Here is a 15,208-nt window from a genome sequence, read left to right as displayed (position 1 = left end):
CAGGACGCTCAGGGCTTCCACTCCAACACCTGCACAGGCTGCGGTTCAATGGCCCGGGTGGTTTCGGCATCGCCCTGCTCCACCCGTTCTATAAATAAGTTCAGGACTTTATTCTGCCGCCAGAGCTCTTTATCATAACTGGGTTCCCATAAACCAACAGGCGTGGTGGTAAGTTGCTTTACCTGCCACTTCCCCTGGGTTATGTTATCACAAACGGACATGCTTACTTTATCGCCTAATGCTGAATCCCGGTAAATAAGAATGCCCTGGACCGTGCCCTTTTTATTCAATACCAATAATTGCGGGCGTGAAACCGGGATGCGCTTGGTGCCTCCCCCTGATAGAGAAAATGGCGTTGTACGATTGGTTATCTGCTGGGTGTTCCATTGCCGGCCATTGTGATAAATGAGCCGGTATTGCGGAACCGTACTGCCCGAATCGCGCCAGTAGGTAGCAATATACGGATGGCCGGCCTCATCAGTAGTCATGGCAGTGGAGTTAATGAGCTCGCTTTTCTGCGGAATGCGACTCGCATATTCTGCAGTGGCTGCCGTGATGGGCAGCACATATTTTTCACCCGTGCTCTTTTCCCAGGTACGCCCGCCGTCTTTTGAACAGGCATAGCCCATATCGTGGTTACTGGCTACGTCCGGCGATTCCCGCCACACCCAGGAAATATGAATAACGCCGGTTTTATCAACGGTCAGTTGCCAATAGGGACTGCGCTGTCCTTCACCATTGATCCAGCCATCCTGTAGTTGTGTCCACTTTTTTGTTTTGGTGTCGTAGTGATTCAGCATCAAACTGCCATTACCGCTGGCGCCATCGCGGTACAGGAACAAGAGGTTGCCATTGGGCAAACGGTAAAACTCCGGGTAGGTCACACTTTTTTCCCTGATGCCGGTCATAGGCAGCTTCTCAGTAAACTGTAATGAACCGGGACTTATACTGCGGATGTACCGCAATTCATTGTTGTGATGGTCCCACGAAATATGCAGATAACCTTCGCCGTCAGCCATAATGCTGATGGTGTTGTGCGCATCGGTGGCTTTGCCGTTGTAGGGCGTGGTTACCACTGTCCATTTATCGGACCCGATGGTTCGTTTACCAACCACCAGCCGTTGGGCAGAATCGTAATACGCGATGTATTGGGAATTTTTATAACTCGTGAGGGAATTATGCCGGAAGATAACGGTATTGACGGAATTGGCGGCCCAGCCTTTGCCAACTGTTGACAGGGTTTGGGCAATCGTTGGGGCGGTTGTTAGTATCAGGATCGCTGTAAAAAGAGATGCAGTTGCAAGTTTAAAGTTCAATGTTTTAAGTTATGAGTTTTTGAGTTATTTAATTTTTCTGGTTATTAGGTTATTAAGTTCATAGGTTTTTAGGTTCACCAAACTTTGAACTTAAAACATTCAACTTTAAACTTGAACCTATGAACTTAATAACCTGCAAACCCAATAACTTAAACTTATAGAAAAGCAGTTTCCTGATTAACAGTTTAACTTTTAACATCCACCCTGTTCACCATGGTGCCAATACCGTCGATGCTGATGGTAACACGGTCGTTGGGTTGTAATGTGAAATCGGTAGGTGGTACCAGGCAGGTGCCGGTCATGAGGAAACAACCGGGCACAAAATCGCATTCCTTATACAGGTAATCAACCAGCTCGGGCAGCATCCGCTTCATGCGGCTTACTGTGGTGCTGCCTTCATACATTTTCACCTCGTTGCGGTGGATGGTCATGTAAATGCCGGTTTCAGGAGAAATGGGTTGCTCAGGCACATACAAACAAGGACCTAAACCGGCGCTTTTCTCATATACCTTGGCTTGCGGCAGGTACAGCGGATTCTCCCCCTCGATGCTTCTTGAGCTCATATCGTTACCAATGGTATAGCCCTGAATAACACCCCCTGCATTGATGTACAAGGCCAGTTCGGGCTCAGGCACATTCCAGGTAGAATCTTTACGGATGTACACTGTTTGCTCGTGGCCAACCACGCGGTGGGGTAATGCTTTAAAGAACAATTCGGGCCGTTCGGCCTCATATACGCGGGAATAGCAATCGGCGCCTCCGGTATCTTTAGATTCTTCCATGCGCGCATCGCGACTGCGCAAATACGTAACGCCCGCCGCCCACACCTCCTGCGCACCAATGGGCGGCAAGAGCTCGCGCTGGTATTCGCCGGCTTCTGCGGTGGTTATTTTCTTTCCATGTAAATACTCACTTTGCAGGTAAGTGTATAAATTATCGCGGTTGATCAGTTTATCCCATTCGTGCTGCAATACATAATATTCCTCTTTAAACTGTAACAGTATCCCTTTGGCCGTTTTATATAATTTCATATGTGCAGGTATTTTATTCCCTGCACTAAAATAATGAATAAATACCTTTTTTACCGTCGTGATCCATCCTGCAACGACTGCTCAAAAATATCGTCCAGCCCTTCATAAAATTTGGCGAGGGTATAGCGCTGCATAAACCGTTCCCGGGCGCTATAACCCATTTGTAAACGTTCCATTTTATTTACTAATAAGTGCTGCAGGCGGGTTGTTAATTCCTCTACACTGCCGGGTTGCACCAGCATGCCATTTACGCCGTCCTGCAGAATATCGGGAATACCACCCACGCTGGTAGCCACCACAGGCAACCCAAACTGCATGGCTTCCAGGATCGTTAACGGCACGCATTCGTTAAAGGAAGGCAATACAAAAATGTCGGCCCTGGCCAGTTCATCAAATTTATCGGCCCCAAACTTGGGACCGGGTATTTCAACCAGGTGCGCAATGCCGGCCCTTTCACAGAATGCTTTTGCCATATCCAGCGAATAATCAACCGGCGCCCCAACTACACTGGCGTGAAAAGAACAGCCCTGCTTATGCAATTCGGCCAGGCTTTGCAGGAACACTTCTATGCCTTTGTTGATCACCAGGTTCGATAAATACAAAATGCGCGGTGCGGCCGCATCGCGCTGGATGATCTTTTTGTTCACCACCTCAATTCCATTGAGCAGGATAAATGGCTCCGGTTTGTACACCGTTCTAATGTCGGCCGTTAATTTCTTCGACAGGCAGATAACCCCGGTATTGCGGAATGTTTTCTTTAGCAACCACCGTTTATGGCGGGAACCGGCAGCCATTTCCTCAATACCCTTTTTATGCAAATGAAAAACAATACGGCGGCGGAATAATTTTATAAGCGAGGTGATCAATGCATCCCGGTAAAAGATTTTTCCGGTTGGTACGATCGTAAAGTATACCAGGGATGGTCTGAACCTGATGAGAATGCCGCAAAGCCTGAACAGGAACCCTACCATGTGCACCATTTTCGACGGCGTTATTTTACCAATGTCATCCAGCGTTTGGCCAAAATGCAGGGGTAAGGTTTTTACATCATACTTCAATTTCCAATTGGGATTATCAACCGTGTGTTGATTCATTACGGTTACCCCATGAATAGGTGGCGGAAGCTGAACAATGAAGAGTATTCTTGGTCTGTTCATCCGGATAGATTGATTAATGGAACGATTGTAAAATGTGGTCGGCAGGGAAAAGGAAAACCAGTTGGCGGCGCAGCAATCGTAGCGGATAAGGTAAATAGCGGGGATTATGACCTGTAAAAGAAGGAACAGGTCAATGTGGCTAACGTAATGCCAATGAAATTACTGGTCATATCCAGCCAGGAAACAGACCTTCCGGGCACAAAGGACTGGCAGATCTCAAAAAGACCGGAAGATAGAAATACAGCTATCCAGAACACGGCCTTATGGCGGCCGCGACAAAAAACAATATATAACAGAATGGTAATTACAAAATAATAGCCTCCATGAAAGATCATGTCGAGCCACCAGTGATATTCAGAACCAAAATAATGTTCCGGGTGAAAATTAGGCCATTCGCAAAATAACCCGGTTATAATAAGCAAGGCGATAAACAAAAAGATCTTACCCGCCCCCTCAACTTTATACTTCTCTGCTTTCGTCACACTTGTCTTAGAATGCATTCTCTTCGCCTTTTATGGTGTTAAATACGGTCAGGAACATTACCTTGATGTCCAGCCACAAATTCCAGTTCTCCATGTACCAGAGGTCATACTCCACGCGCTTTTTCATTTGATCGAGTGTTTTTGTTTCGCCCCTGAACCCATTCACCTGCGCCCAGCCGGTAATACCGGGTTTCAGGAACTGGCGAATCATATATTCATCGATGATCTTTGAATAATCTGCGGTGTGTTTTAACATATGCGGCCTAGGCCCTACAATACTCATATCGCCCATCAGCACGTTCAGGAATTGTGGAAACTCATCCAGGCTGGTGCGCCGCAGGAACTGACCCAGTTTGGTAATACGTGCATCGTTGCGCGTGGCCTGCATGGTGTTCGCACTGTCGTTCACCTTCATACTTCTGAACTTCAAACACCAGAAAGATTTATTATCCTGCCCGCTGCGTTGTTGTCTGAAGAATATGGGTCCCTTCGATTCGAGTTTTATCAGCAACCCGATCAGGGGGATCAGCCAGGAAAGAATGAAGATGGTAACCAATCCGCTCACGATAATATCAAATACCCGTTTTTTGATCTTGTTGCCCAGGTCATCCAACGGTTCTTTCCGCAACGACAGTACCGGGATCTCGTTCAGGTAATCTACATATACCTGCCGTTTTACCAGCGCACCAATATCGGGCACTATGCGGAAACGGATACAATTCTGATCGGCCTTCTGGATCAACCGGTAAATACCGGGATTTTCCTCAGGCACTATGGTTGAATATATTTCTGTGGCGCCGTAGTGTTTACAAACATCCAGCGCTTTATTGATGCTGCCCAGTATGGGATACCGCGACAGCTCATGAATGTTCTCCACTTCTTCGCAATACCCAACCACCTCCTTGTTCACCCCGTCTTCTTCCAGGTAATCAACCAGGCGTCTCGACAGATCATTATACCCCAGCACCACTACTTTATGGGAGAAGAAATCCTTCTTTTTAAAATAATGATAAACCGCCAGGTATAAGAACCGGTTACACGTTAGCAACAGTGGAATGCCACAAATGATAACTCCAATAAATAACCGGGAAATGATAAACCAATGCGAAAAGAACAGGAACGCACAGATCATGAGCAAAAAGTAAAGAAAGGCCCTGGTCGATCGCCCGGCAAACAATTCAAACGTAAAGATATTGCGCTCATGGTATACGTTGTTCGAGAGGGCTACTATCAGCCAGGCAACGGTTAAATAAACACCAAAATAAGTATACTCTACATACGCATCTATCAGCATTTCTCTCCTGAAAAAGAACCGGGCTATAAAAAATACCATGTTAATAGCCACCAGGTCCATTGCCAGCAAAGTAAGCTGTAAATGACGCAAAAATCTGCTATTCATATGTCACGATTAATGGTAAAAAGGCAGTAGGCAGTTGTGAAAAGGCAAACGGCAAACGGCCGCGACGGGGCCTTACTTTATCAACGCTGTCAACCCTATCAACTTTGTCAACGTGTTAACTTGTCAACCTCCTCACCCCATGCACCTTAAATATCTTCTTAAAGAACAGATATATAAATAATGAGTTAGTAACTACATACCGTTTAAACAAACGGCGCGGTTCCTGCATCAGGCGGTACAACCATTCCAGGCCCATGCCCTGCAACCAGCCCGGAGCACGTTTTTGCATACCCACCATAACGGGTAAAGCGCCACCTACGCCAATCATCACGGCATTGATGCGGCCTTTCATGGATGCCATCCAGCGTTCCTGTTTGGGACAACCCAATATTACCAGTACTACAGCAGCGCCGGAATTATTGATCCGCTCCACCAGCTGATCTTCTTCTTCGGGTGTGGCAGGTCTGAACGGCGGACTGTACATACCCGCAATTGGCAAATAGGGAAATGCATACCGTAAATAATGCTCTGTCTTCTCCAGCAAAGCGGGCGTGCCGCCATAAAAGAAGGCCGGCAACCTTTTCAGCATCATTTGCTGTAACAGATCGGGTAACAGGTCCATCCCTGCTACACGGTCCTGCCGGATGCCATACACATAGTTCAACACCCAGGTAAGCGGCTTACCATCGGGCGTTACCATGGTGGCGTCGTTGATAATGCTGTTGAACGACTGGTCTTTGTAGGCCTCGATGAACATATGCACATTCGCTACGCATACATTGGCGCTCTCTTTCTGATGCGCCAGCGTAACAATGTTATTTACGAAAGAAGAATAGTTGCCCGTTGTAATACCAAAATTGATAATACTTTTCCTTTCCATACCAATAAATATTTGGGAGATGAAATTTTACAGTTTGCCGTAATATTTGGATTGAACCAGTTTAAGGTGGGTTTGCAGATCCAGGGGTTCGTCGAAACGGCTTCTTACTTTGCGGGCAGGAACGCCTGCATAAATGGAATAGGGCTCCACATCTTTTGTTACCAGCGAACCAGCGCCAATGATGCTCCCTTCCCCGATCTTTACCCCACACAGTACCGTAGACCCGTATCCGATCCACACATCATCTTCAATGATGGTGACCATACCGAGCCCTTTCCAATTATATGCAGGATCCCTGATCTGTTCTGCCAGGCGTATAGGTATACCTGCCTTTTGATAATGATGGTCGTAGCGTCCTATAATGGCTACTCTGTTTCCAAACATAACGTTATTGCCTATTATTACATCCGCTTCAATAAAGGAATCCCTCCCAATATAAAAGTTACGCCCAATCACAACCTTTTGCCTTCCCCAGATACGCACCCGTAAACCGGCATGAAAACCTTTTGCTATGTCGTAGCGCCTGTACAGCACCTTACGTAACAAAAGATCTCGCGATTGCCTGATTACATTGATAATCGACATATTGACTATTTTCCGGGTTTTGTTTAACTAAGTGGTCGGTCAACTACTGTTAGTCACTAGTGACTAAGCGACATCATTACTTCATGCATGCCGGCACATACTTCCAGCCGGGTGAATTTCTTTGCAATGGTCCGGTTGTTCTGCGACATGGCATTTCGTAATGCATGGTTATCGTATAATGTATCTATTGCTTTTGCCACACTTGCTGCCGATTGTCCATCTACCCACAACACATTATCGGGTTCGGATAAATGGTCTTTTGCGGCCCTTATGCAGGAAGTGATTACCGGTAAACCGGCTGCTACCGATTTAAACAGCGCCATGGGAAATCCCTCGCTGTCATAAGTAGGAAAAGCCAGCATATCGGCATTGGCGTAAAAATGATCGCATTCGTGATCGGGAACAAATCCCGGGAAACGTGTATACTCGGTTATGTTCAATTCCTCCGCTCTTTTTTTCAACGCTGCCATATCCGGTCCATCACCCACAAAAACGATCTGACAATCCTCCTTACACGAAAGCAGCGGAATACTTTCCAACAAACTGAACACGCCTTTTGCGCGTACCATTCGGCCACAGAATAATACCTTGAATTTGTTTTCATCCAGCGAATACTTTTCACGGAACGCGAGTGAAGCCACTGAACGGGCGGGATCAACAATGTTTGCTGTAACAAATACTTTTCGCGCTAATCCGGGATCATATTTCCTCACTAACTCCTTCTCATCGTTTGATAAAAAGAACCATGCCACCACATGTTTCCTCAAAAAGGGGATCAACAGTTTCCGGTAAAAGAAAGATTCCCTTTCTAAAACTGAAATATCAGAACCATGCGTTTTGATCACGATCCTTACTTTGCGCAGATAAAATAGCTTTATGATCAGAATAGTAATAAAATCACGTACACTCCCAACCGGTTCAAACCGGGAGTTTAAGTACAAAATATGTGGTTTAAAAGCATAGAGTTCTTTAACAACATTAAACGCCTTTCCCATGGTGCCCCATATTTTTTTGAGCTTGCCGGCAGTTGCATCGTTCCGGCCATAGGTTACCGGTTTGCAGGTATATCCCAGATCGGTAAAACCTGCAATTTCATCCTGTGATAAAAGAACGTGATGTTTTGGTGGCACGCCCACCAGGATCCGTTGAGCCATTAATTGTAGAATTGAGAGGTTATTAAATGCACTTTGCGTTCCCAGGTATTGCTCTTGGCATAATTGAATGCATTTACCGAACATTGTTTTCTAAAGGCGGTATCTTCATGAAACTTAATAATTGCTTTGGCAATACCCTGCGCCGTTTCTTCTTTTGTAGTTGGTTTTACTTTAATGCCGCAATCACTGCTTACCGCCAGTGACGACCCATGTAAATCCAGACAGATAATGGGCAAACCAAAGGCCATGGCTTCATTCAACTGGGCCGGACAGGAATCGCGCAGCGAACAGAAAATAAATACGTCTGCCTGCTCATAGTGATGAACCACTTCGTTAAACGGGATCTGTCCCAGGATGCGCAGGCGTTTGGGGTCAAGCCCATATTGTTCTATCCAGCCCTGTAAAAACTGGTATTGTTCACCGCCGCCCACTATTGTAAATGTATAATCCACTTCCTTCGGCACCAGCGACAACGCATGCAGGATCAGGTTCAAACCCTTGCGGGGCAACATTCTGCCCACCCACAGCAGGTTTATCTGCTTGCCGGGTTTGCGATCGATGTATTCCATATGCTGCATGGATAAGGGAATGGCATTATCCAGGATGAGGTGAATATTTTGCGGCGCTGTTGTTTTTATCTTTTGTACAATATTGGCAGTGTCCTGGTTTGTTACCAGAATGTGGTGCGAACGGGTAACGGTGTTCTTCAGGTTAGCACTGAATTTAATACTGAGTTTTGAAATCAGGCTGCGTATCTGTTCAATTTTCCACGCCTTGCCAAAATACTCTTTAAATGCTGGCAGCGCTTCTTGCCCGCCCCCTACCGGGCCAAAAATGATGCGGGTATCTTTCAGCTTCCACAAAAAAGTACCCTGCTGAAAACTGCCAAACGTTACGTGATGGGCCACATCAAAATGCATTTTCCGGTGCAACTGCTTGGCAATGCGGGCCGCTTTCTTCCGCCATAAATAGTAATGCAGGTATATGGTTTTTGAAGAAGCGTTCAACAACTTTTTATCGAGGTTGTACTTCAACTCTACAAAAACGATGTGCAGGTTGGGCAACCCCAGTTTTTGTAATTCTATCTCTGTCGCTTCCTTATCCTCCAGGTTGGTTAAACACCATACATCATACCCTTGCAATGCCAGGTTTAACGCCCAGCTCCAGCCGTTGCCTGGCTCGCTTCCTCTTATGGGTGAACAGGCATACGCACTTAATAATACTTTCTTCATACCAAATATTGTTTGCTTTGCTTCGGAGAGGCCTCCCCCGGCCCTCCCGATAAATCGGGAGGGAGTTTGGCAACCTCGCGATAATATTTAACCGATCCTCATCCCGACTTTCCTGGCCATCCCTATCTACCTTATCAGCCCTATCAACCTTATCAACAACCTTCTTAATTCCACTTACTTCTAACGTGTTAACTCGTAAACCCGTCAACTAAGACGCATACGCATCTAACAGTATCTCCGTATTCCTGCTCCACATATCCTCCACCGTAGTACTTTTAATATTCTCTGCCAGTTGTTTGTAATGGTCGTTACGTAATGCAAAGCATATACCTTCAGCCAGTTTTTGGGGATCACTGGGCGGAACCAGTAATCCGTTCATGTCTTCCCTGATAAATTCGGGGAACGAACCAACACTGGTGGCAATTACCGGGGTATTTAAACCAAAGGCGGTCATCAGTACCCCGCTTTGTGTGGCGTCTTTATACGGACAAATAATAAATTTTGCTTCCTGTATCAGTACCGCCAGCTCTTCGTTGGGTACGTGTTTATCAAGCACCGTAATGTTGTCCCGGTATTTGTTTATTATTTCCTCATCGATGTCGAAGCCATGCACTGCTTTACCTGCGATCACCAATTGTTCGTTGGGGAATTCCTTAAACACTGCCGGCATGGCGTTTAACAGGTCATCAATTCCTTTGTAAGGCGATAAGCGGCCAAAAAAAAGAATGTGCTTCTTCTGCACTTCCTCTTCAGGCTTCACCATACTTTTCAAATACCCATAGGGGCTCATTTGCAGCACCGTTTTTTCGTGCTTTTCTTTTTTATAATGTTGCTCAAATTGTTGCCGGGCAAATTGAGAGTAGAACAAATATTTCTTTTTAACCGGCAGGCTGAACCATAACGTGCGGGGCAGCGTTACCTTCCAGCTGTCTTCCCCGGTATGCGGCACCGGATCGTGAATGGTGATGCATACATTCTTGAATGCTTTCAAATAGAACAATAGCCCCACGGTACGCAAACCGAATGTTTCAAAATGAAGAATATCGGGTTTAAACTGCCGGATGTACTTCCAGGTATCGAACGAAGCCTGTAAGGTGCTGTATGAGAAACCTGTTCTGTGGTTATGCATCACAAAATGCACGCTGGCCACACCGGTAAAATATGGTTTCAGGTTTTCGTAGCAACGTTTGGTAAGTATTTCTTCCGGTGTAACCAGGGTTTTTCCCTGCGGGAATTTTTCAATCTCCAGAATAGTCAGGTTCTTGCCATGAGGCGTTAATTCAATCAACACATGTAACTGTACATGCTTCTTCAACACATTGATCAATTCAATGGAAACATCCAAAAATGAAACCTGCATGTAATACACAACTGTCATGGTAAACTATTTTCTGGTTTTGTATTAGGGGAGAGTTGAAAACTGGCAACAGGCAATTTTATAAAAGCCAGTCCCAGCAGCAGCCAGTATCCTGCAAATAATACCACTGGTGGAAATTTCATTGATAACAATACATATAAACCCGCCAGCGCGCCGGTGAGCAAATAGAATTTGAGTACATGCCCCATCGTGACCATGCCCTTGCGCAGCAACAACGCATCCTGGCAAATATGAAAGATCAGGAAGGAGAAAAAGATGGCCAGGTTTACTGTAGTAAGGTTTTTTGCAAACAGGAAGCCGGTAAAACAGAAAACTATATTCAGCACCAGACTAATTACATTAAACCACATATCGGACCGTTCCATGTTCATGGCCACCAGTACATTCGCCTGTAACAAGGCAGTAGGAAAGATCAGGATGGTCAGGAACATTTCTTTGGTGAACGCCCCGGTACCACTGTACGTATGACCAAATGCCCAGGGAATTAACATATCGGCAAATGAATACATAAAGGTGTAGGCAAACAGGCCAAACAATAAGTAGTAGTTAAATACTTTCTTGTAATAATTGCCAAAGTCCTGTTTGGTACCGGTTTTAAAATGCTGAACCAGCGCCGGGAAAACCGACATGGAAACGATCAGCGGCAGGATCTGCGCTATGGCAAACACCCGGAACGAGATCTCGAAATTAGCCACATCGGCCAGTGTAAGTGTCTTTGAAATAATGATGTTTGAAATGCGCCAGTAAGCAATAGATACACTGCCAATAATGATAAAGGGCCAGTTGGCGAATACGATCTTCTTCACCTCACTCCGCGCCAGCGGGTACCTGAACAACGATTTCAGGCTGATGGCCTTTGAAGAACCAAAAGCCAGGAAAAAGTTCAGGGTTATAAACCGGACGCCTATCAGCAACACGCATAGCATCATAATGCTCATCGGGAAAAGAAACAGCAAACAACCGATCGCAAACCGGAGCACGGTATCGATGATGAGAATAATAAATGTTTTGTTCTGGTTGAACTCGGCAATGTTCAACGACTTGATGGCATAGATGATATTATCGAAAATGATATTTACTCCCAGCAAAACAATCAGGTATTGTAGCACCGGTTCGCTGTACAGCAGAAAAGCTACAGCTATACTCAACACATAAAAGAAAACCCCGCTGTATAATTGTATTTTCACAAACCGGCTAACCAGTGCCTGTTTATCGGTGATATCAACCAGTTCCCGCGTAAACCACTGACCCAGCCCCATAGTGGAGATGGCTGCCAGGAACTGATAAATAGTATTGGCTATTAAAAAATATGCAAACTCATTGGTAGTGTACTTACGCGCTATGATCACAAAAAACAGGCTCAACAGCACGCTTTGCACGCCGTTGGCCGCAATACCCCAGAAGCTGTTTTTTATTAACCGCGACTTAAACAGGCTGCCCGTTAACTTCTTCAGTTTGTTTATCATCAACAATTTTTGAACGATTAGATAAATAGATCAGGAATGAACACAGGCAGATCAACACAATCAGGTTCCTGCGGTCGGTGATGGAATACAACGACACAAACGACACCAGCCAGCTTATTATAGGGGCTATAAATAACAATACCCGGGCATCCGTTTGCTTTTTCACCATGGCCCGCATACCGCCTGCCGCACTACCAATTATAAGCACGAATGCCACTAAAAAGGCCGGACCGCCATATTCGGTAAGTATTTTTAAATAGCCGTTCTCTGGCTGGTCAAGAAAAATGATCTCATCTTCCAGCACCAGGTATTGGTCCTGCGCGTACAATGAAACATAATCCTGGTAGTTGCCCACACCAATTCCTAAATAGGGATGCGCTTTGTAGATCTCAAAGGCTTCCTTCCAGATGCTGGCCCTGAAATCGAGTGAATTATTGATGTCATCATCCCGGTTAAATACCACCAGCGAGTGAGAGAAAATGGCTATCAGCACCCCACCGGCCAAACAACCTGCAATGATGTACTTTTTAAATTGCATACCGGCAAACACCAACAGGAATAACACGCCGGCGCTCAGCCCCAGAAAGGCTGAGCGGCCACCGGTTAAGAACATAGCTACTGCTACCAATAAAAACAGCAACAGGTTTATTAGTGCCGGCCTTTTTACATTCTTTTTGTTCAACAGGAACAAAAAGCTGAGCATGGCCAGAAATTGTCCGTACTTCTGTGAATCGTGGAAATAACTGGGGTAGCGAATACCATTTACATCCTGGGTATTCTGGTTCAGTTCTGAATACAGCCTGAAGTTGAGCCCCACCACCAGCTGCACTGCCAGGAACGCCATGGAAAACAAACAGGCAAACTGTAATACTTTTATCATTTTATTCATGAACTGGTTATCCTGCATACACTCCACCATCAACAGGCGGGCGTAAATGAATACCGGGAACACAGATAAAAGTGACAGCAGGGAATTGGTGATGAACGAAGAAGTAAGGCTGCCGAGCAGCAGCAGGAAGATCAACGTACAAAAACCGCCAAAGTAAAACCTGTTCGGTTTATAAATGCTTAAGAAATCCTTGTACCGCCAAAACAGCATTACATAGGAAAATGCATCAAACAGGGTTAAGCTTCCAAATTGCCAGGGCGTAACCTTGAAATCTATCAGCGGCATCACGTACAACATATACAACAGATATGTTCTGCGGGGCTGCTTGCTGAGCAGTACCAAAACTACAAATACCAGTATTGCGGCGGCGGTTAAAACCACCCCTAGTGATTTCATATGTTAGAGTTGTTGCGATCAACTGATCAAATGTTCAAATTGTACTTTGCCTGCCTGCTCAAATTCCAGCACATCATTGGCTACCATTTCCTTCACCAGCATTTGCAGGTCGTATTTGGGTTCCCAACCCAACTTTGTTTTTGCTTTGGTAGCATCGCCGATCAACAGTTCCACTTCTGTAGGGCGGAAGTATTCAGGATCTACAGATACTACTGTTTTGCCAATTCCCAATTGATAAGCGTCATTGGTGCAGGCTACCACTACCCCTTTTTCGTTCACGCCTTCCCCGGTAAAGGCTATCATAATACCCAACTCGGCAAAGGCCATTCTTACAAACTCGCGCACAGGTGTGGTTATACCGGTGGCAATTACAAAATCTTCGGGTTGGTCCTGTTGTAAAATGCGCCACATGGCTTCCACATAATCCTTTGCATGGCCCCAGTCGCGTTGTGCATTCAGGTTACCCAGGTACAGGCAATCCTGCAGGCCCAGCCCAATGGCTGCTACTGCCCGGGTAATTTTACGGGTCACAAAAGTTTCACCGCGCAAGGGGCTTTCATGGTTGAATAAAATCCCATTGCAGGCATACATGCCATATGCTTCACGATAGTTTACCGTAATCCAGTAGGCGTATAATTTAGCTACGGCATAGGGACTGCGTGGGTAGAAGGGCGTTGTTTCTTTCTGCGGCACTTCCTGCACCAGCCCGTACAACTCAGAAGTAGAAGCCTGGTAAATGCGGGTCTTTTTTTCCAATCCCAGAATTCTTAAGGCTTCCAGTAACCGCAGGGTACCAATACCATCGGCATTGGCGGTATATTCAGGCGTATCAAAGCTCACCTTTACATGGCTCATGGCCGCCAGGTTATAAATTTCATCAGGTTGTGTTTCCTGGATAATGCGAATAAGGTTGGTGCTATCGGTCATATCGCCATAATGCAGGCGAAAGCGTACTTCCTTTTCGTGCGGGTCCTGGTACAGGTGATCTATCCGATGGGTATTGATCAGCGATGAACGCCTTTTTACGCCATGGACCATATAACCTTTTTCCAATAATAATTCCGCCAGGTACGCACCGTCCTGACCATTAACACCGGTGATGAGCGCTGTTTTCATGTTATTTATTAAGGTCTTGTTTTTTGATTATCTAAAAAGTGCATTATAAAAATAGTTGTTGCTGTACGAGGGCGTCAGGTGTATGACTTCCACGTTGCTCTTTTCTACTTCCGCTGTAAGCGCATAACCCAACGTAGGCAACTGTACTTTCACTGTTTTGCTTCTTACTTCTATCACATCGCCTTCCTGCGCCATTAACGGACCGCTGGAAATACGCACACGGTCGTGCATGTTTACATTTATTTTTTCCAGTTGTACGTTGTGGTATTCATCCAGGAATTGTTTTACTGCGTCTATTTCTTCATCACGGATAACAGCCGGTTGTCCCAGCCAGTAAACAAAATTGAGAATGCCATCTGTTTGTTTTATGGCCAGGTGCTCCTGCGGAGTAGTGTGCACAAAAACATAGGAGGTAAACAAAGGCTCCAGCACTAATTTTTTTCTATCAGCCCATTGACGAACTATTTTGTTCAAAGGACAATAACTCTCTATGTGCTTTTTTACCAGCAGATCAGCTACCTTCTTTTCCCACCGTGGCCGGGTATAAACGGCATACCATTTCTTATTCGCTTCCATATGCTTTGTTTGATTTTGAGTTTTGAGTTTAGAGTTTAAAACGGGCTCCGCCCAACTCAGTTACAGGGCTTCGTAACTGGCAACTAATTATCAATCTGTTATACTATCGCTGTAGAAGTAAGGTGAGCCATCCGCCATTTGCTGAATGGCT

14 protein-coding genes are annotated in these 15,208 nt (G+C 45.6%); all 14 read right to left on the bottom strand.

Going from position 1 to position 15,208, the window contains the following annotated elements; genetic code table 11:
• Positions 1-8: 8 nt before the first annotated feature.
• The 14 genes from NIAKO_RS00450 to NIAKO_RS00385 all read right to left on the bottom strand — a co-directional run bounded on the left by NIAKO_RS00450 (position 9) and on the right by NIAKO_RS00385 (position 15,057).
• Positions 9-1,316 (bottom strand): BNR repeat-containing protein, encoded by a 1,308-nt coding sequence (locus tag NIAKO_RS00450; protein ID WP_014216409.1) that lies wholly within the window; start codon positions 1,314-1,316, stop codon positions 9-11.
• A 185-nt stretch (positions 1,317-1,501) separates the two neighbouring features.
• Entirely contained in the window at positions 1,502-2,347 is an 846-nt protein-coding gene (locus NIAKO_RS00445; protein WP_014216408.1) for a fumarylacetoacetate hydrolase family protein, read from the bottom strand.
• A gap of 50 nt (positions 2,348-2,397) precedes the next feature.
• Positions 2,398-3,504: a glycosyltransferase family 4 protein gene (locus NIAKO_RS00440; RefSeq protein ID WP_081195832.1), complete on the bottom strand. Its 1,107-nt coding sequence runs from the start codon at positions 3,502-3,504 to the stop codon at positions 2,398-2,400.
• A 104-nt stretch (positions 3,505-3,608) separates the two neighbouring features.
• A complete protein-coding gene (locus NIAKO_RS00435) occupies positions 3,609-4,004 on the bottom strand; it encodes a VanZ family protein (protein ID WP_014216406.1) in 396 nt (131 codons plus the stop codon).
• Positions 3,994-5,385 carry an undecaprenyl-phosphate glucose phosphotransferase gene (locus tag NIAKO_RS00430; RefSeq protein WP_014216405.1) on the bottom strand — a complete coding sequence of 464 codons (1,392 nt, stop codon included), beginning with the start codon at positions 5,383-5,385 and terminating at the stop codon, positions 3,994-3,996. Before NIAKO_RS00430 ends, NIAKO_RS00435 begins: the two co-directional genes overlap by 11 nt.
• A gap of 115 nt (positions 5,386-5,500) precedes the next feature.
• Positions 5,501-6,265 carry a WecB/TagA/CpsF family glycosyltransferase gene (locus NIAKO_RS00425; RefSeq protein ID WP_014216404.1) on the bottom strand — a complete coding sequence of 255 codons (765 nt, stop codon included), beginning with the start codon at positions 6,263-6,265 and terminating at the stop codon, positions 5,501-5,503.
• Positions 6,266-6,292: 27 nt separating this feature from the next.
• Positions 6,293-6,850, bottom strand: coding sequence for an acyltransferase (locus NIAKO_RS00420; protein ID WP_014216403.1), 558 nt, complete (start codon positions 6,848-6,850; stop codon positions 6,293-6,295).
• 56 nt (positions 6,851-6,906) lie between these two features.
• Positions 6,907-8,004 (bottom strand): glycosyltransferase family 4 protein, encoded by a 1,098-nt coding sequence (locus NIAKO_RS00415; protein ID WP_014216402.1) that lies wholly within the window; start codon positions 8,002-8,004, stop codon positions 6,907-6,909.
• Positions 8,004-9,236 carry a glycosyltransferase family 4 protein gene (locus NIAKO_RS00410; protein WP_014216401.1) on the bottom strand — a complete coding sequence of 411 codons (1,233 nt, stop codon included), beginning with the start codon at positions 9,234-9,236 and terminating at the stop codon, positions 8,004-8,006. The genes NIAKO_RS00415 and NIAKO_RS00410 overlap by 1 nt, the downstream gene beginning before the upstream one ends.
• 208 nt (positions 9,237-9,444) lie before the next feature.
• Positions 9,445-10,614 carry a glycosyltransferase family 4 protein gene (locus NIAKO_RS00405; RefSeq protein WP_014216400.1) on the bottom strand — a complete coding sequence of 390 codons (1,170 nt, stop codon included), beginning with the start codon at positions 10,612-10,614 and terminating at the stop codon, positions 9,445-9,447.
• Positions 10,611-12,080 carry a lipopolysaccharide biosynthesis protein gene (locus NIAKO_RS00400; protein ID WP_014216399.1) on the bottom strand — a complete coding sequence of 490 codons (1,470 nt, stop codon included), beginning with the start codon at positions 12,078-12,080 and terminating at the stop codon, positions 10,611-10,613. Before NIAKO_RS00400 ends, NIAKO_RS00405 begins: the two co-directional genes overlap by 4 nt.
• Positions 12,040-13,365 (bottom strand): O-antigen ligase family protein, encoded by a 1,326-nt coding sequence (locus NIAKO_RS00395; RefSeq protein WP_014216398.1) that lies wholly within the window; start codon positions 13,363-13,365, stop codon positions 12,040-12,042. The genes NIAKO_RS00400 and NIAKO_RS00395 overlap by 41 nt, the downstream gene beginning before the upstream one ends.
• A gap of 18 nt (positions 13,366-13,383) precedes the next feature.
• Entirely contained in the window at positions 13,384-14,481 is a 1,098-nt protein-coding gene (gmd, locus tag NIAKO_RS00390; RefSeq protein ID WP_014216397.1) for a GDP-mannose 4,6-dehydratase, read from the bottom strand.
• Between the two features lie 27 nt (positions 14,482-14,508).
• Positions 14,509-15,057, bottom strand: a complete 549-nt coding sequence (locus NIAKO_RS00385) for a UpxY family transcription antiterminator (protein WP_014216396.1) — start codon at positions 15,055-15,057, stop codon at positions 14,509-14,511.
• Between the last annotated feature and the right edge of the window lie 151 nt (positions 15,058-15,208).

Source organism: Niastella koreensis GR20-10, from assembly GCF_000246855.1.
Classification (GTDB): domain Bacteria; phylum Bacteroidota; class Bacteroidia; order Chitinophagales; family Chitinophagaceae; genus Niastella; species Niastella koreensis.
The sequence above is the reverse complement of the archived record's forward strand: the minus strand, read 5'-3'. Positions and strand labels throughout refer to the sequence as shown.